At 32.3% G+C, this 19,355-nt stretch carries 10 protein-coding genes and 1 pseudogene; 9 read left to right on the plus strand and 2 right to left on the minus strand.

The genetic code is table 11. The features are described from left to right. Nucleotides 1–1,208 precede the first annotated feature (1,208 nt). The 3 genes and pseudogenes from BUB33_RS04560 to BUB33_RS04570 form a co-directional block, all read left to right on the plus strand. A pseudogene (locus BUB33_RS04560) lies at nt 1,209–8,744 on the plus strand (SNF2-related protein); the annotation flags it as partial. Between the two features lie 89 nt (nt 8,745–8,833). Next, complete coding sequence (locus tag BUB33_RS04565) at nt 8,834–9,865, plus strand: single-stranded DNA-binding protein (RefSeq protein ID WP_200778119.1); 1,032 nt, start codon at nt 8,834–8,836, stop codon at nt 9,863–9,865. Between the two features lie 154 nt (nt 9,866–10,019). Continuing rightward, complete coding sequence (locus BUB33_RS04570; RefSeq protein ID WP_062624952.1) at nt 10,020–10,532, plus strand: hypothetical protein; 513 nt, start codon at nt 10,020–10,022, stop codon at nt 10,530–10,532. A gap of 79 nt (nt 10,533–10,611) precedes the next feature. Here the strand turns inward: BUB33_RS04570 and BUB33_RS04575 are convergent, their stop codons facing one another. Next, nucleotides 10,612–11,985, minus strand: a complete 1,374-nt coding sequence (locus BUB33_RS04575; RefSeq protein ID WP_072973624.1) for a relaxase/mobilization nuclease domain-containing protein — start codon at nt 11,983–11,985, stop codon at nt 10,612–10,614. Then, the gene (locus tag BUB33_RS04580) at nt 11,985–12,353 is read right to left on the minus strand and encodes a plasmid mobilization protein (RefSeq protein ID WP_072973626.1); all 369 of its coding nucleotides are present in this window, start codon (nt 12,351–12,353) and stop codon (nt 11,985–11,987) included. Before BUB33_RS04580 ends, BUB33_RS04575 begins: the two co-directional genes overlap by 1 nt. Before the next feature lie 457 nt (nt 12,354–12,810). Between BUB33_RS04580 and BUB33_RS04585 the strand changes: the two genes are divergently transcribed. The 6 genes from BUB33_RS04585 (at nt 12,811) to BUB33_RS04610 (ending at nt 19,353) form a co-directional block, all read left to right on the plus strand. Continuing rightward, entirely contained in the window at nt 12,811–13,038 is a 228-nt protein-coding gene (locus tag BUB33_RS04585; RefSeq protein WP_072973627.1) for a helix-turn-helix transcriptional regulator, read from the plus strand. Nucleotides 13,039–13,080: 42 nt separating this feature from the next. Then, the gene (locus tag BUB33_RS04590) at nt 13,081–13,998 is read left to right on the plus strand and encodes an ABC transporter ATP-binding protein (RefSeq protein WP_072973630.1); all 918 of its coding nucleotides are present in this window, start codon (nt 13,081–13,083) and stop codon (nt 13,996–13,998) included. Beyond that, a complete protein-coding gene (locus tag BUB33_RS04595; protein WP_072973632.1) occupies nt 13,991–14,725 on the plus strand; it encodes an ABC transporter permease in 735 nt (244 codons plus the stop codon). The genes BUB33_RS04590 and BUB33_RS04595 overlap by 8 nt, the downstream gene beginning before the upstream one ends. A gap of 20 nt (nt 14,726–14,745) precedes the next feature. After that, nucleotides 14,746–15,471: an ABC transporter permease gene (locus tag BUB33_RS04600; RefSeq protein ID WP_072973634.1), complete on the plus strand. Its 726-nt coding sequence runs from the start codon at nt 14,746–14,748 to the stop codon at nt 15,469–15,471. 74 nt (nt 15,472–15,545) lie between these two features. Beyond that, nucleotides 15,546–15,773 carry a plantaricin C family lantibiotic gene (locus BUB33_RS04605; RefSeq protein WP_072973636.1) on the plus strand — a complete coding sequence of 76 codons (228 nt, stop codon included), beginning with the start codon at nt 15,546–15,548 and terminating at the stop codon, nt 15,771–15,773. Between the two features lie 349 nt (nt 15,774–16,122). After that, entirely contained in the window at nt 16,123–19,353 is a 3,231-nt protein-coding gene (locus BUB33_RS04610) for a type 2 lanthipeptide synthetase LanM family protein (protein WP_072973638.1), read from the plus strand. The last annotated feature ends 2 nt before the right edge of the window (nt 19,354–19,355 follow it).

Consider the following 19,355-nt stretch of genomic DNA (forward strand, 5'->3'; position numbering starts at 1 on the left):
ATGGAGGAAATGATGACAATTTACGCTTAAAGGTGTTAGCCGAATATTCTAAAGGTAAAAGCGTGGAAGAATTGGCTGATTTTCTTCAAACTACTTTTAAAGGTGGAAATGGATATGAGCTAAAGGGAAATAGAGTTTGTGCATGGTATGGAAATGACGGAATACATTTGTCTAATGATATTTCCTCAAGGGAAAATCCTATGCAGATTTTTCAGTGGAAAGATGCAGTAATACGTATAAAAGAATTAGTTGATAAGGGAGAATATGCCACAAATGTGGAGGTGGCAGAAGCTTTTTCCTTTGAGAGAAAAGAACTTGCGGAGATGCTTTGGTATTTAAAAAAAGATTTTGCAGATGAGGTAAAGCAAAGTTACATCACTGTTCTTGAGCAAACAGAAAAAAGCGGATTCCCCGATCAAACCGAAGAACTTGCAGAAAACCTGAAAAATCCTGAGTTTAGAAATGTACTAAGGGAGCAATACGAAACATTTTTACAAGATTATGATAAAGATCCAAGTCTTTTGCGATTCCATTATCACAAGACAAAAGATATTCTACAAAGATTGCAGGATTTAGAGATACCAAGAAAAGAATTTACTTCAAATATGATGGAAATGCACAATATAAAGGGTTTTATTACAGAAGATGAAATTGATGAAACCTTTAGAGACGGCAGCGGTATTTCTGACGGTAAGAAAAGAATATATAACTTTTTTAAGGAAAGTCATACTACAGGGGAACAAGCAAACTTTCTAAAAGAAGAATACGGAACAGGCGGTCATTCTCATGCGTTATCCGGTGCAAGAGGGAGTAATGAGTGGCACGATGCCAAAGGAATTAAGCTTGAAAAAGAAAATTGTAAGGATATTTTTCTAAACTGGAATCAGTCAGCAAAAAGGATACAAAATCTTATTGAAAGTGACAAATATATAGAAAAGGAAGAGCTTACAGAGCAGACAGAAAACAGGGAAGATAGAAAAGAAAATATAGCAGATAGAAATGAACCTTTCAAAGAAGAATCTGTTTCTGAAACAGAGAATGGTAGAGATTATTGGGTTGTAGAATTTAATGAAGGCTTGAGCCTTATAGAAAAAGAGTATGGCGGAGAACTTGTTACGAAAGAATTGCTTGATGAAATCAAAGAGCTTGACGAAAAAATCAGAGTTCATAACAAAACGGTAGGTGAAGATGAATATGGAGAAATGACTGACGAGTGGGTAGGTTATTCTAAATTCTATTTTGATCATATTGTAGATGGTAAAGTGGAAGAACACTTCAGAATGGATATCGGAGATGGAAATGAGGCAAACCAAAGAGATTTTCAGTATCTTTATGAGCAGATGAACATAAGCAGAGAAACCGAAGAACACAATGCAGAAGATATAGATAATATCTTAAAGAATATTTTAGAAAATGAGTCTATGACTGTGGTATCGAGTCAGGAAGATTATAAGAAGTTATTCCCATATTTCAAAGATTTTGTATATACGGATGGTTCAAAGTTTGAAGAATTCAATCCTTTTGAGGAAGATAAAGAATTATCCGATTTAGCCCGTTTTACTTTTTTCAAAAATAATGACGGTGAGTATAGAATAGCATACAACAATACGGATAGCTTAATTTATTCAAGTAATGTTGACAGGTTCTTAGAAAGAATAAAGGCTTTAGAAACAGAGATAGAAGACGACATAGCAAAGACGGCTGCCGAAGATAAGATTGCTATTAAGGTCGGTAATTATTATGCAGTTGTAGAAAAAGAGAAAGTAAAGGATATATCCTTAGAAGAGACAGGACTTAGAATTTACCCGAAAGAAAATAACTTTGAGGGGAAAATCTATCCGCTATATCGTGGCAGCACCTTTGAAGAAAGTACAAAAATAGATAAACTTTTCGATGAGATTGCTACAAGTATGAAAGAAGTAAATCTAACAGATCTTAATGATGTTTTCTATCTTGAAAATCAAGGACTATATGAAATTTCATCGGATAAGGTAACGGAAGAAAAAGGCGGTTTTGATTTTGAGGTGGCAAGTTTTAATACACAGTTTCCTGATTATTATAATGATATTTATGTGTATAACAGAAACTTAAAAATAGATGATGCCTATCAAAATATTGCCTATATCAACCGAGAAAATGAAATACATTTTAATGTTAATTTACCGGAAGAAGAAAAAGCAAAGGTATTGGAGTTAAGAGATAAGAAAGAAATTTTATCTGCTCTGATTTTTAAAGAGGTAAAGGACATAGGAGAATATCAATTTTATCCTCAAAGCGAAGAATTTATTTTAGATGAAAAAAATATATTGGAAGATCTTTTAAAAGCACCGGAGCATATAACAGATAGCATTGATGAAAAAGAAGGTTATGAGGCAGAGCTTGTTTTGGATATGAAAAATAAGCAGTTAAAACAAAATTTAAGATACAACGGATATATGTTAAGTTCCAATCTAGCCATCCAATATGAAAACTACCATGAAATGCTTCAAAATCTTCCTTATCTTCTTGATGATAATCATAGGAGTGTTATGCTTACTGGCTATGTCAATCAGCAGATTGAAAAAAGCAATGAGGAAAAGAAAGAACAGATAAAGGAGTCAATCTATCAGGAAGGTATGCAGGTAAAATATCAAGGCAAAGAATATGTAATTTCAGAAATTCAGGACTATAAAATATATAAGACGATAAAACTGGATGATCATGAAGGGTATTTAAACGGCTTTATAACGGGTAGCGAAATTATTCCTTTTAGAAATGAAAGTGAACTTGATTTGGAGATTGTATCTACAACAGAGAAGCTGCAAGAACAAAGTATCAATGAGGAAGATCTTATTTTGTTAGATATTGAAGATTACAACAAACAAGGACTTTCCGTTCTCTTTCAAAATAAAGAATATGAAATTACTGGAAATAATTTTAATCCCGTTGGAATGAGCAGGTTACAGCTTTTATCGAAAAAGGAAGATGTCGTTACAGATGTTTTATATACCTCTCAAAGACCGATTGCAAATCTTTATGCAAAAAGAGAATTTCTTGAACAGTATAAGTCAAACGAAAACGAGAGTGAAAGAAACATTGGAACCAAGCAGATGACTCTGATGGATATGCTTGGTAAAGATGAAACTATGCCGGGAAAAGATGAGATTTTTCAGGTAGAAGAAATACAAAAAACCAAGGAAGAGTTACAACAAGAAGAATCATATACCAATATCCCACCTGTCAATTACAAAATCACAAGAGAAGAGGAAGCCCTACCACCATCTGAGCGATTGAAAAATAATATCGAGGCGATAGAAGTGTTAAAGCTACTGGAGGAAGAACATCGATACGCAACCAAAGAAGAACAGGACATATTAAGCAGGTATGTTGGATGGGGAGGACTTTCTGATGTGTTTGATGAAGAAAAACAGGGACAATGGAGTAAGGCAAGAGATTTTTTAAAAGAAAATTTATCTTCTACCGAGTATGATGCAGCAAGAGAAAGTACCTTAACCGCCTTTTATACACCGAAGATTGTGATAGACAGTATATATCAAGCCCTATCCAATATGGGATTTGAACATGGGAATATTTTAGAACCAAGTATGGGAACCGGGAGATTTCTTGGACATCTTCCGGAGAGTATGCAAGGTAGCAAATTTTATGGTGTAGAACTTGATAGTATAAGCGGGAGAATTGCTAAAAAGTTATATCCTAATACAAATATTCAAATCAAAGGCTTTGAAGAAACAACTTTTTCAAACAATTTATTCGATATAGCAATAGGAAATGTTCCTTTTGGAGAATATAAAATAGCGGATCGTGAGTATGAAAAGAATAATTTTCTGATTCACGATTTTTTCTTTGCCAAAACCTTAGATAAAGTACGTTCCGGTGGAGTAGTGGCCTTTATCACATCCAGTGGAACAATGGATAAGAAAAATGAAGATGTAAGAAGATATATCAGTGAGCGTGCAGAGTTTTTAGGTGCAATAAGACTTCCCAACAACACATTTAAAGGTGAGGCAGGGACAGAAGTAACAAGTGATATTATTTTTCTTAAAAAAAGAGACAGACTTTTAAAGACAGATGAGCCGTGGCAAAAACTTGCTACGGATGAAAAAGGTTTGACATATAACAAATATTTTGTAGATAATCCCGATATGATACTTGGAAGTATGCAGGAGGTATCGGGCAGATTTGGAAATACAATTACCTGCATTGTAGATGAGAGTAAAACTTTAAAAGAACAGCTTGAGGGTGCTATTAAAAATATTAAAGGAAGCTATGAAAAAGCAGCGTTAAATGATGAACTTGAAGTAGGAACCATACCAGCTGATGATAGTGTTAAAAACTATTCCTATGCTGTGATAGAAGATAAGGTATATTTTAGAGAAAATTCCGTTATGCAAAAAGTAGGCTTAAATAAAAATGATGAAGAGAAGGTAAAGGGATATCTTGAAATTGAAAAAGCATTAAGACAGGTAATTACCTATCAAAAAGAAGATTATTCTGATGTAGAAATTAAAGAAAAACAAGGGGATTTAAATCATCTTTATGATGAGTTTTCTAAAAAATACGGAATTTTAAATAGTAAGGCGAATAAAAAGTTGTTTCGTGAAGATGCGAACTATTCTCTACTTTCCACTTTGGAAAAACTGGATAAGGAAGGGAATTTTATTGGTAAATCGGATATTTTCACAAAAAGAACCATAAAAAAAGCGGTAGCCATTACGCATACGGATAATTTAACAGAGGCTTTAATTTTGTCCATTTCTCAAAAAGGGAAAGTCAATTTCGACTATATGGAAAAGCTCACTGAAAAAACAAGAGGAGAAATCATTGAAGGATTAAAGGGAGAGATATTTTTAAATTTAGACGGATTTGATCCAAGTGATACAACTCCTTTTTCTTCAGCCATAGATTTGGGAGACTTTTCAAGATCTTATGTAACTGCTGATGAATACCTTAGTGGAAATATCAGAGAGAAGATAGAAGTAATAGATTCATATATCAAGAATGTAGAATATGAACTTGAGCAAAATGAACAAGTCCCAAATAATGATACAGAACTATTGAAACAGGATAATACTACTCTAAAAAAAGAATTGTCTGATCTAAATTATCAAAAACAAAAACTATTGGAGGTAATGCCAAAAGAATTGGAAGCCTCAGATATAACTGTAAGGCTGGGAGCAACTTGGATACCTGAGAAAGATTATAAGAGCTTTATGTTTCATCTGTTAAAGACATCTGCTTCAAACAGATGGAATATTGATATCAAATATACCAACTTTACAGGGGAATACAGAGTAGAAGGTAAAAGTATAGATAAAGGAAATGATCTTGCTAATTTCACATACGGAACAAGTAGGGTAAGTGCATATAAGCTAATTGAAGACACTTTGAACCTTAGAGATACCAATGTATATGATCAAATCGTGGATGAGAACGGAAAGAAAACATCGGTACTAAATCAAAAGGAAACGATGCTCGCAAGGAGTAAACAGGAACTGATCAAAGAAGAATTTAAGAATTGGATCTTTGAGGATGTAGAGCGAAGAGAGAGACTTGTAAAAGAGTACAACGAACGATTTAATTCCGTCAGGTTGAGGGAGTATGATGGCAGCAATCTTTCGTTCGACGGGATGAATCCGGAAATAAAGCTCAGGGTGCATCAGCAAGATGCAATTGCAAGAGGACTGTTTGGCGGAAATACCCTGCTTGCTCATGAAGTCGGTGCAGGAAAGACCTTTGAGATGATAGGAATCGCTATGGAATCAAAAAGACTTGGAATGAGCAGTAAGGCGATGTTTGTCGTTCCCAATCATATTGTGGAACAATTTGGGAGAGAGTTTAATGAACTCTATCCGGCAGCCAATATCCTTTGTGCAACGGAAAAAGACTTTACACCGGATAAAAGAAAAAGATTTTGCAGTAGGATTGCAACCGGTGATTATGATGCAGTCATCCTTGGGCATAGTCAATTCGAAAAAATTCCCATTAGTAAAGAAAGACAAGAGTATGAGTTGCAAAGCCAAATTGATGAAATCGTGGATTTTATTAGTGAGTACAAAAGGGATAGAGACCAGAAGTTTACGGTTAAGCAACTTGAAAAAACAAAGAAAGGTTTGGAAGCGAAACTCAAAAAGCTGAATGATGATTATAAAAAAGATGACGTTGTAACCTTTGAAGAGTTGGGGATCGATAAGCTCTTTGTGGATGAAGCACATTCGTTCAAAAATTTGTATCTCTTTTCAAAAATGCGAAATGTCGCAGGAATTACAAACACCGATTCGCAAAAATCGAGCGATATGCTGATGAAATGTCGGTACATGGATGAGATTACAAATAATAAAGGGATTGTATTTGCAACAGGAACCCCTGTAAGTAATTCTATGGCAGAGCTATATACCATGCAGCGTTATCTTCAGTATGATGAACTTAAAAAAATGCACTTACAACATTTCGACTCTTGGGCATCTACTTTTGGAGAAACGGTTACAGCAATTGAACTTAATCCTGAAGGTAATGGATACAGAAGTAAGACCAGATTTGCAAAATTTTATAACCTTCCGGAACTGATGAATATGGTCAAGCGGTTTATGGATATAAAGACTGCTGATGTATTAAATTTACCAACACCAAATGCTCATTATGAAACCATAAAAACCAAACCGACAGAGGAGCAAAAGGAGATACTGGAGTCTTTTTCTGAAAGAGCGGATAAAGTTAGGGCAAAACAGGTAGATTCCTCTGTCGATAATATGCTACTTATTACTAATGACGGAAAGAAAATGGCACTGGATCAAAGGCTGATCAATCCATTACTACCCGATGATGAAAACAGCAAGGTAAATACTTGCATAAAAAATGTGTTTGCAATTTGGGATAAATATAGGAAAGAAAAAGCTACTCAACTTGTCTTTTGTGATCTATCCACACCATCCAAAGAATTTAATATCTATGACGATATGAAGAATAAGCTGATAGCTATGGGCGTTCCTGAAAGAGAGATTGAATTTATCCATAATGCAAAGAACAACAGGGAGAAGGACGCTATCTTTGATAAAGTAAGAAAAGGGGAAATTCGCATACTTCTTGGTTCGACGCAAAAAATGGGGGCAGGCACCAATTGCCAGGATAAACTGATAGCCATTCATGATTTAGATGTCCCGTGGAGACCTGCGGACCTTTCTCAAAGAGCAGGTCGTATTGTAAGACAGGGTAATGAAAACAGTGATGTTCATATCTTTAGGTATATAACCGAAAATACCTTTGATGCCTACCTTTTCCAAACTCTTGAGAATAAACAAAAATATATCTCTCAAATTATGACAAGTAAAACACCTGTACGTGTTGCAGAGGATGTCGATGAGGCAACTTTGAATTATGCGGAAATAAAGGCTTTGGCTGTGGGAAATCCGCTTATTCGTGAGAAGATGGATCTTGATGTTGAGGTAAGTAAACTAAAAATGCTGGAGTCTAATTTTAAATCCAATTTATATAAGCTGGAGGATAAGGTTATAAAGGTATATCCGAAAGAAATTGAAAGTCTGAAAGAAAAAATAGAACATTTGAAAAAGGATATAGAAAGAGTAGAGCCATATAGAGAAGAAAATACAGATAAGGTAGGATATATTCAGTCAAACTTGGAAAATATAGGAGAAAATTCAAAAGATATAGAGAAAAAGGCAGATAAAGAAACAGTGTCAAAATTCACATCCCTTATTCTTGACGGCAAAAAATATACAGATAAAAAGATAGCCGGAGAATTTTTGATTAGTAAGATAAAAAGCATAAGAAAGACAGATGGTTTTCGTTCTGAGGAAGTGAAAATCGGAGAGTATCGAAACTTTGAGTTGTTTGCATATTATGACAGTTTTTCCAATCAGTATAAATTCAATCTCAAAGGAGAAGAAAACCACTACGGAGAGTTTGGAACGGATGAGATAGGAAATATAACAAGAATGGACAATGTACTTGATAAAATGCCTGAGAGATTGGAACAGACACTTGGAAAACTTAAGGATACTGAAAATCAACTTGAAACAGCAAAGCTTGAAATCGAGAAGAAATTTCCACAGGCAGAGCTTTTAAAAGAAAAGACATTAAGGCTTGCTGAGGTAAATCATTTGCTTGATATGGGACAAAAAGAAGATGTAAAAGAGGATAAAAATCCACTTTTGGAAGAAGTGAAAGAAGAACTGATTCATTTTCTAAACAGGGAGTACGATGAAGCACATAGTATAAAGGATTTTGATACAATGTTCCCTGATTTGACAGATGTGGGCTTGGCTTATACGACTACACCGGATGAAAAGCATGAGATACAGACAAGCCTTGATTTAGTCAATTATAAGCTGAATACCTATGTAGATAATACTTTAATTGATAGTTTTAGTTACATCTATGATCCGCTTGATGCAAGTGATACAAGGGAACTTGTGCAAATAAAAACAAGCATAGAACTTTGGGATTTTAATGAACTTGTATATGTGAACGAAGAAAAATTGAAAGAGGTGCTAGGACTTGAAATTGATGACGATGGTAATTTCTATGATCCGCTCTCAAAAGATATGGACTTAGACGGTGTGATAGACAGATATGATGCCGATTTTCGAGATAGTAAGGTGCAAAGTATAGGTGATTTGGATAAAAGGGAAAGAACTTCAGTACTAGAAAAGTTGAAGGAATATAAGGACAAAGCGGAACAGGTAGAAAATAAAGAAGCAAAGATAGAGTGCTGCGAAAAGGAAAGATAGTATAACTATGATTTTGTAGATAAATTATACAGTAATTAAATAATAAGATTTAGAAAAAGAGTGCTTTGACAATTTGTCAGGTACTCTTTTTGGCTAGAAAGTTAAGGGTTAAAAAGCAAAAATATGAAATGGAGGAATATTCTATGAGTCTAAAAAAAGGCGATATTATTAAAACGGCATTAGGTGATGAAACAACCGTACTGGATGTAAAAGACAATCAGGCAGTACTATTTTCCGGAAAACAATTTGTCATAGCCTCAGGAATTAGGGAAAACAAAGAAGCCGGTAAATTTGAGTGGGCAAATGGAAGATATGCATATGATCTAAAAAGCATTTCCAATATGCAAAACAATAGCTTTGAAAGCATGAAGGAAACTTTATCATTTTTGGCAGAATATAACCACAGTGATTTTGTAAAAGGAATTATCTCACTTGAAACAGGCATAAATAATGAAGATGTACTGGAAGATGCCTATGATAATTATATGACTGATTCTACGATGGGATTAATTGATGAGAAGTTCATGGATTTTATTGATGAAGAGCTGGCAATAGCCCAAGATACCAAGATGAATGAAGTACAAAAAGAAGTAGATATTCAGGAACAAAATGGGCAAGAAATAAATGAAGGTGAACATGCTGAAATACAGGAAAATGTTGCAAAAGAAAAAACAAATACAACTGTGAAAGATAATAAGGATCAAGAAAAGCAGTATATCAAAGGCAATCTTACCATTGATGTTGAAGTGAAGGACTTAAAGTCAAATGAGGGGCAGGACTTTAGAGTGGCAAGCTTTTCCATTGCTCAAAATGATGAGATGGGCAATGTTAAGTTTACGAATTGTTTTGCTTATAATGAGCAGATTCAAGCAGTAGAGAGCTTTAAAAAAGGAGATTTTGTTTCACTTTCAGGAAAGGAAAAACTTACTACCGGAAAAAACGGAAAGCAGTATACAAGCTTTAGAATATATTCTGCGAAACTATTAAAATCCAAAGAGCAATCTCAGGATACAAAAGAAAAATCTTCTGCACTTGAAAAACTGAAAAGTTATAAGGGGAAAATGGACGGGAAGGCAATAGAGCAAGGTAATATGAAAAGTGAAAAAGATATAGAACGCTAAATGTAAAACAGGGGATAAACGGCTAAATAAGCTGTTTATCCCCTGTTTTTTCGCTGGTCTTCTTTCTAAAGTTAAAATAAAGATTTGCTAAAATAGAATAGGAGCGTTATATTTATAAGAAAAATAGAATGCTTTGGAAAGGATGATGAATATTATGATTGGCGTTTTTATCGTATTGATTATTATGTATATCGGCATTATCTTATTTGCAGGAGCAACATTTGTAAAAATAAGCTTATTTGCCATGGATAAGTTAGTGGTGTTTATAGCAAGTTGGTACTATACTCACCATTATTTTTCAGTAAAATTTTCATCTGGATATGCCGTATATTTTTGGGATGTGTTAGCAGCAATATTTGCGGTAGTGATATATACAGTCCTATTTAAAATCATTCATAATAAACTTGGAGTGATTGGCAAAATTCTTAACTTAGCTATTTCATTTTTCAGTTCTATGACAGTATATTGTATTTTAGTACATGGATTTATTACAAATGGAAAATCCTATTTTTTACCTCTGTTAAATCATGATTTGGCAAATCAGGTGGTCAACTATATCATAATCGCTATTATCTCCTTAGCTGTATGGAAAAGAAGGGAAGATTATCTTAGGGAAGCAGAAGGGGATAAAAAAGAATACTATATTGTAGAAAAAACAGAGGAATGATGAGAATTAAGCAGGCTTAAAAAACAAGGTGGGGGGATCGTTTTATCTAAGATTTAGATAAAAGTGATCTCCCTTCTTTTTATTTCTCCAAGTGATTATCAAGGTATAAATCTGTATTTTTCTTGGCTTGCTGCAATTCATGGAGCATAGAGTTTTTGGCAGTGTATTCCGACATAAAAGAAGCTTTTGATTGGTCTAAAGTACTGTATTTATCGGCTAAAAACTTAATATCTGAGGTTTGATACCCAGAGTTTTTAAGCTCTTTTAAGGCTATTTCATAGGCGATAATTTGAGGCTTATATTCTTCATAAAGGACAGCATCCTTTTTATTTTCCAAGTACATATCATAGATCAGTTGATTTTTATATAGGGTATTTTTATTTTCTATTGCAGAATATATGGATTGCATTTCTTTTTCTGTCTGTTTAATCTGATCCAAGATTTTTTGTCTATCTGAAGCAAGCTCTTTTAGTCTTAAATCCAATCCTTCATAAGAGTTTATGCCATACCTTCTCATTTCATTTAAAGAGGAAGCCATTGTTTTCATATTATGTTTATCAGCCCATACCTCATAGCCTTTAGATGATTTTACTTTTTTATTGTTCTTTATATCTACAATAGTATTCATTTTTTTGTAGGAGCGTTTTTCATAATGACATTCCTGATTAACATAAATATGCTGTTTATTCGGATCTTCTATTCGTTCTTTAATTCTTTCTTTCGTATAATCTTCTCCAAGTACACTTGCCTTTGCTCTTGTAAATCTGCCGATGTCTTTTTTATCTTTATGGCGGAATGAAAGATATTTGCCAATTTTAATTTCATAACCGAACTCCTCCATTATTTTCAGAAATTCTTCATAAGTATTGGACTTTAAAATCGCTTTGTCGATAGCAAGCTGTAACTTATTTTTCCAAGAACTTCCCCTCTTAAATTCGCTATATTCCATATAGCTTTTACCATTTGTAGAATATCTATTTTTGAATTTTTTATAGTGTTCATCAATAACGGATAAACCATTTTCTTTACAAAGTTCATCGCTGACCATTCTGATTTGATGATAACTTCTCTTATTGCTTTGATATGCTTTTCCAGATTCAAAGCTCACATTGTTGAATATAATATGGTTATGAAGATGCCCTTTATCAATATGGGTGGTAAGTACATACTCATACTTTCCTTGCAAGACTCTTTTGCATAACTCTAGTCCTACTTGATGTGCCTGTTCTGGTGTGGTTTCTCCTGGAGCAAATGCTTGGATTAAATGTCTTGCTAAGATTTTTGCCTTAGAATTACATTCTCTTTTTGTCTGTTCAAACTCAAGATGAGCCATTTTAGGATTGCAACCAAAAGAGGAAATAAGGATTTTTTCATCTGTTTTATCCTCGTTCATAATGTAGTTAAGAGCTAAGCATAATGTTTTTTCTATGGGGTGAATCTTGGTAACAGCCATTAGACTCCCTCCGTGTTTACGGTTTCTAAATTTCCTAACTCATATAGCTTCTTTCGCAAAGAATAAATGTCTTTTCCCTGTCTTTGAAGTAACTCTTTTATATCAAGAATATCCTCTTTATAAATCACACCGGTAGAGTTGACTCGTTTTGCAATCTGATTAATACTGCCTGTTATCCTGCCAACATTTGCAGACAGCTCTCGGAAAACTGTCATATCCAGTACGAAAATATCCTTACCTAAAACACACTTCATAATAAATTGACGCAAAGTTCTGCAACCGGAGAGCTTGTATTTGTTCTCTAAAATCTCTAGTTCATCATCTGAAAGCATTAAATAAATGCCATGTTTTCTCACTCTGTTTGTCATCCTAAAACCTCCTAAATTCATATAACATAGTAAAAAGACAAAAGAAAAAACCTGTAAAATCAAGTATAAAACTTGACTTACAGGTTTTGCTTTATGGTATATTTCCTCATCGGAAATCTCCTGCATGGAGATAAAATAGTTATATAGAATACAAGAACATTATATCATTTTTGCAAGAAAGATTCAATGAGGGTAGCTGAACTTTTCTAAAAGATAGTTAGGTAACGCCATAAATCAAGGATACTCACATAGGGGTTTGGGGATACTCCCCAACAAGCAAAACGGAAAAAAAGAAGCAGCGGCACTCTGACCTGCTTAGTCCGTTTTTTCGTAAGTGCATATGCACTTACTGTGCTTGCTCATATGGATATATTTTTTAAAATAGGCAATTTACACTTGCTTTTTTCAAAAGTTAGGTATATAATACAATAAAATAAACAGAAAAGTAAGAAGGATAATGGAAAATAGAATAAGGGATATTAGGAAAAGACAAAAAATAACGCAAAAAGAGATAGCTGAAAAAGTAAAGGTAACTAGACAATATGTAAGTCTATTAGAGAAAAGTGAAATTGAACCTTCTCTGAGGGTTGCACAAGGAATTGCAGAGTCACTCGGCTGTTGTTTATATTATGTTTTTGATATAGATGGAACAGGAAGATATGAGTGTTCGTATTGTAAAGTGTGATTAAAGAAGCTGCTGTGCTTTGGTCTTCTGCGAGGTGTTTCTATGGAAAATACAATAAATATTGAAAATTTGAATAAGAAATACAAAGATTTAACTATAGTTAAATCAATAAATATGTTTGTGAATAAAGGAGAGATATATGGTCTTCTAGGTAGAAACGGAGCAGGAAAAACTACTATAATGAAAATTATATTAGGATTAACGAAACCTACGAGTGGAAAGGTTACTGTGTTAGGAAAGGATACTAGTACAGTAGTTGGCAAGGACGTATTAAAAAAGGTTGGCTGTATAATAGAAACTCCTGGATTTTATTCAAATCTAACTGGGGCTGAAAATCTAAAGATTTTTGCCAAGTTGAGAAATATTGATGAAAACTTGGTAAAAGAAGTCTTAGAATTGGTTAATTTATCCTATAATGATAGGAAGCTTTTTTCAAAATATTCGTTAGGAATGAAACAAAGATTAGCGATAGCTAATGCAATTATGCACAAACCTGAGGTATTGATTCTGGATGAGCCGATTAATGGATTAGATCCGATAGGTATTGCTGAGGTGCGGAATTTATTTAAAATGTTTAGACAGTCTGGTACAAGCATTTTAATATCAAGCCATATTTTGTCGGAATTAGAAAATTTAGCAGATAGGATAGGTATTATTAATGATGGTAATTTGATTGATGAAATAGATATGGTGAAGTGGCATGCTCAGAATAATGGATTTATTAAGATATATGCAGAGGATAAAGAAGCTGTAGTGAAGGCTTTGTTTAGTGTTGGTTTAAAAGAATATGAATTAGAAATCACTAGTAATGAGATTGTGGTGAAAGCCAAGAATGTAACTGTTTCAGAATTGAGTAAAATTTTTGCAAATAATAATGTAGATATTTCTGGAATAATAGAAAATAAAACTACTCTTGAGGATTATTTTAAAAAAGTTACAGGAGGTCAGGGGATTGGGTAGGTTATTGATGACAGAATTGCAAAAAGGTAAAAGATCCAAATCGCTATACATATCTATTATACTTATTATTGCTTACTTGTCAGTGGTAATATTCTATACAGTAAGTGCAGTTGGGTTGTTTGATAATTTTATGTATTTGTATAAATTTTCTCTGAGTTATATGGATTATTTGATTTTACCAATGGTTTTGCTGTCGTTTTTAACAAGCAGTTTTTCTTGTGAGTACAAAAGTGATACTATTAAGCATATTTGGACTATACCTATATCAAGGAGAAAATATTTTTTATCTAAATTGCTGTATATATTTTTAGTGGCTTTAGCTCTTATGGGAATCGTTTTTGTAACAGTATGTTTGGCAAGTTATTTTAGCAGGTTTCGTGAGAGTATGACATTTGATTTGATAATAAGATTTTTAGAATTGTGTGTGTCCAGTTCGCTTTTTGTTACAATGAGTATTATGCCGATATCAATCATTACTATAGTTACAAAAGGCAATGGAGCTATTACTAACTTAGCTGGAAGTATTTATATAGTGATATCATTTTTTTTAATGAAGTATTTACAAGGATTTAGTCCGTTAGCAAGTGCGCCTCATATTATCTGGTATAAAAATTTTGAAGGGGTTCAAAATAATTCTAATGTAGTGTTTTTGTTATCTGATGTTATTTTGGTATTTTTTGTATATGTAGTTGTTTCATTGAAGGTATTAGAAGAGCAAGATATATAGATTTATCAGGAGGAATTTGAATGGTATATTTGGGCTTGGAAATGAAAAAAATGAAACGAAGGAAATTTTTACTGGTCTTGACTTTTGTTTGTTTCGTTACAGCTATTATACAATATGCAATGGGGAATATGACTTATTGTGGTGTGAAATATGGTTCTGAAGTTGGTTGGTTTTTTAAAAATGGACTAACAACCAATTCTTATTATTTGCTTATACCGATTTTCTCCTTAGTTGGAATGGAATTATTTTTGCTGGAAGTTCGTAATAATACGCTTAATAATTTATTGAGTATACCTATAAGGAAAGGTGATTTAATAAAGTCTAAGATGTTGTTATTGTTTATAATATCTGTTATTTACACAATGTTATTATTCTTGCTGATGTTTGTATTGGAGTTAAGCTTAAATATAAATTCATTAGATACTGGTATTGTATTTCTTTACATAGCGAGGTATTTAGTGCATGGAGTCATATGTTTTATTATCTCTGCTTTTATAGTTAGTATAATGTTATATTTGGAACAAAGCATTCAAGTAGCTGTTGTGACTGGATTTGTGCTTTCGTTTTTAGGAGTATTTATATCTCAGACAGAAATAGCATATATTTATTTTGTGAATGCAATGTTTTATATTTCGGGAGTTGTTGATTCTACAGTTTTTGAAAAGTTGATTGCAAGTAGTGTAGTGTTGTTTATTGCGGTGCTGGCTTTGTTTTTTTATGGTAAGAGTGTAAAACGAGAGTTCTAGGGTTCGATAAATAAAGTACGTGGTAAATCTTCGTGCTGTTATTTATAAATTTTTGAAGAAAGGAGGAAGCAAAGATGTCAAAGAAAATAGAAAACTGGAAGAAATCCATTTATCTCAAAAGTGAAAATAATGATAATCCAGCTGGAGATATTTTTCGTGAATTATCTGACAATGAGATTGATGGAATAATGGCAGGCGGAACAGCAAACTCATATTGCCATTGCTATTCAAATAAAGACTCTTGTGGTCATGGTTGCACAATAACTACAGAGTGTCCAGTCGCAACAGTAATTTGTTGCTAGTATGGGTGTTGCGAAACGAGAGGTAGGTGTTGCATCTGCCTCTCGTTTTGTTTATTTGTAGTAGAAATGCTAAAATTAAGACTCATTTGTAGTGAAGGAAGACTTGATAATGTGAATATTAGTAAAAACTTATATAACAAAGAAGATGTTTATAATAGACCATAGTGAAATTTGCAAACGAAATAAATTAGTAACAGAGATTGAAAATATGGGTGAGTTTAATCAATATGTTAGTTAGAAATTAACACTACTATAAAAATTGGAAAATACAAATTTATATAGTTTAAGAGAGTGTGAAAAAAAATAAATTTTTGATTAGAGAAAAAATTATTGTATAAGGAGAGTTAATATGAAATCATTAGAAGATTTTAAGAATGGTACTTACTCATTTGAAAGAAATAAGTTTGATGGGAATATAGATGTTAATGGGAAAAAAATATCAGAAATAAGAAGTAAGTATTGGAAAGATTTTCTAGGAAATGAGTTTGGGAATTATGAAAAATATTTATCTAAGGAATTTAATATTAAAAGAAATGATTTTGAACAAATTTTATCTGAACAAGGTTTTTCGATCAAGAAATCAGAAGAAATTATTATGTGGGAGGATTTTATTGAGTTACTACAATCTTGTTATTGTGATGATGTTCAACTACATAACTTTTATGTTGTAAATGAAAAAAGTGAGAGGGTAAAACCTTTATTCTATACATTTTATATTCCGTTTGTTAAAGTAGCTATATTTAAGCTAAAACGGTATATTAGAGATTATGATGTTACAGAAGATATTATAAATCAATTTACAGTTCAACTATTAGATAAATTGACAAATATTAGTTATAGAACATTGATCTTGGAATTAAATATTGCAAAAGAAGAGGGAGAATTAAAAGGAGAAAGTAAGGAAGACAGGTATCAATATTTTTTGGAGTATTGCCTTATAGAGAAGTTTTGGGATTATCTTGAAGAATATCCTGTAATGTTTAGGTTAATGGTGGAAACTGTGAATAACTGGATTTTATCAACATCTGAGTTTATAGAACATTTCTATAAAGATTCTTTAGAACTTAATGATGTTTTTGGTATTTCGAATAGAATAAAAAAAGTAGACTTAAGCGTGTCTGACTCACATAACGGTGGAAAGTCTGTTATTATAGTTCACACAGATAATAATAAACTGGTAGTATATAAGCCAAGAAATTTAGAATTAGATGAAAATTTTCAAAAAACACTAAAATTATTTAATGAGGTTATGGGTAGTGAGCTGTATTCTATAAAAATACTTAACAAAGGTTCATATGGATGGACAGAATATGTTATGCATGAGCCTTGTAAAGATGGATTTGATATGGAAACATATTACAAGGAATTAGGGGAATTACTATTCATTTTATATATTTTAAGGGGAAATGATATACATTATGAAAATATAATTGCACATGGAAAGCATCCTGTATTGATAGATTTAGAAACTGTATTTCACAACAAAACAAATGAATTTGAAAAAATGTCTGCTGCGGACAGAATATATGAAGTGATTGAAAATTCAGTAAGAAGAGTTGGCATATTGCCAAATATAATATGGGGTAAAGATGGTGATGTTGGAGTAGATGTGAGTGCTATGACAAATGAAGAAAATAAGGAAATTCCTATCGAAAGGGCAAGTATTTCAAGTATATTGACTGATGAAATGAGAATAGATTATAGAAAATCAATATTAAAGAAAAAAAGTAATGCTCCTTTTGTAAGAGATGTCCAAATTGATGTTTCTAAATACAAACAGAATTTAAAGTATGGTTTTATTAATAGTTATGAAAAATTTTTGACAGACAGTAATAAAATCAAGCTGAAAATTGATACAGAAAAGTACAATAATATTTATTCAAGACAGATAATGAGAGCAACACAGTATTATTCATCTATGATACAACTGTCTTTTCATCCCGATTTTCTGCGCAGTGGATTAGATAGGGAAATGTTATTTTCAAGATTATGGATTCAAGTTGAGGAAGAAAATAAGTTGGAAAGAATTTCAGGGTTAGAATTTTTATCCATGTTGAAAAATGATATTCCAATGTTTTTATCAAAAATTAATTCTTGTGACGTTCAAGATGGAAACGGAAAAATTGTTGAAAAGTTTTTTAAAAATAGTTCAGTTGATTTGGTTATAAAAAAGATAAATAATATTAATAAAAAGGATTTGAAGATACAATCTTTATTAATAACAACTGCCTTAAATTATGATCCAAAGTATAATTTTGCAGAAAATAAAGAAACAAAACATGAAAAAATATTAAAAATAACAAAAAAACGCAGATCTTATAATGATATAAAAAAAGAGTTCATAGAAATATCTAGAAATATAGCTAATTATTTAATTGAAAATTCATTTATTGGTGATAATGGGGATGTTAGTTGGATAGATATGAATATTGTTGGCGAAAAAACAAATGATTGGAATATGGTGCCAATAGGTCTTGATTTGTATAGTGGAGTTTCTGGAATATTAATTTACTTTGTTTACTTATATAAAGAAACTAATAATAAAAAGTATTTGAATGTAGTAAGACAATGTTATGAAAGCATAAGAATTTATTTTGATAGAAAAGATAAATATGATAGAGATAAAGATAAAATACTTTTTGGTGGGTTTTCTGGAGAAACTCCATTAATATACGCTCTGATTATCCTAGAAAAAGAACTCGGGGATTTATTTAACTTGGTTGAAATTGAATCAATGAGAAACAGTGTATTATTGAGTTGTGAAGAAAATCTCAATAAAAGTAAAGATCATGATGTGATAATTGGTTCTGCTGGAGTTATTGTAATACTTTTAAAATACTATGAGTTTACAAAAAAGAGGGAAATTTTAGATATTATCAAGGTTTATGCAGAAGAAATAATAAAAGGCTTTGTAACAATGGATAATGGAGTCATAGCATGGCAAGGATCCTTTGCAAAAAGACCATTAGGAGGTTTTGCTCATGGGACATCAGGAATAGTTTGGGTGCTGGCTAAATTGTATGAACTTACGAAAGATGATAGATACTTAGATATTATAGAAAGAGGATTAAAGTATGAAGACATACTCTATCGAGCAAATGTGAATAATTGGTCTGATCAGAGGGAAACTGATGATGGAATAAAATATGATGATATAGACAATAATATACCAGTAGCCTGGTGTCATGGAGCAAGTGGTATTTTGTTAAATAGACTATGTTTAAAAAAAATGGATATTCCGCTTTCATCAAAGAGAAAGCAAAAAATTGAAGTAGATATTTTTAATGCAATTGAAACTTGTTTAAAGTATGGATTGGGAAGAAGCCACTGCTTATGTCATGGAGATTTTGGTAATATTGAAATATTACTTTTTGCTAGTGAAATTATGAAAGATGAAAAAATAAAAGAAAAATGTGATACTTATATGGAATATATTTTGAATGATTTAAAAAATGGAAAATGGAAATGTGGAATACCATATAAGGATTCACCTGGAATGATGGTTGGATTATCAGGGATAGGGTATGGACTATTAAAATTATGTAATCCTAGTTTACCGTCAATTCTGTTATTGGAATAGGA

Origin of the sequence: Tissierella praeacuta DSM 18095, from assembly GCF_900128955.1 — a bacterium.
GTDB classification, from domain to species: Bacteria; Bacillota; Clostridia; order Tissierellales; family Tissierellaceae; genus Tissierella; species Tissierella praeacuta.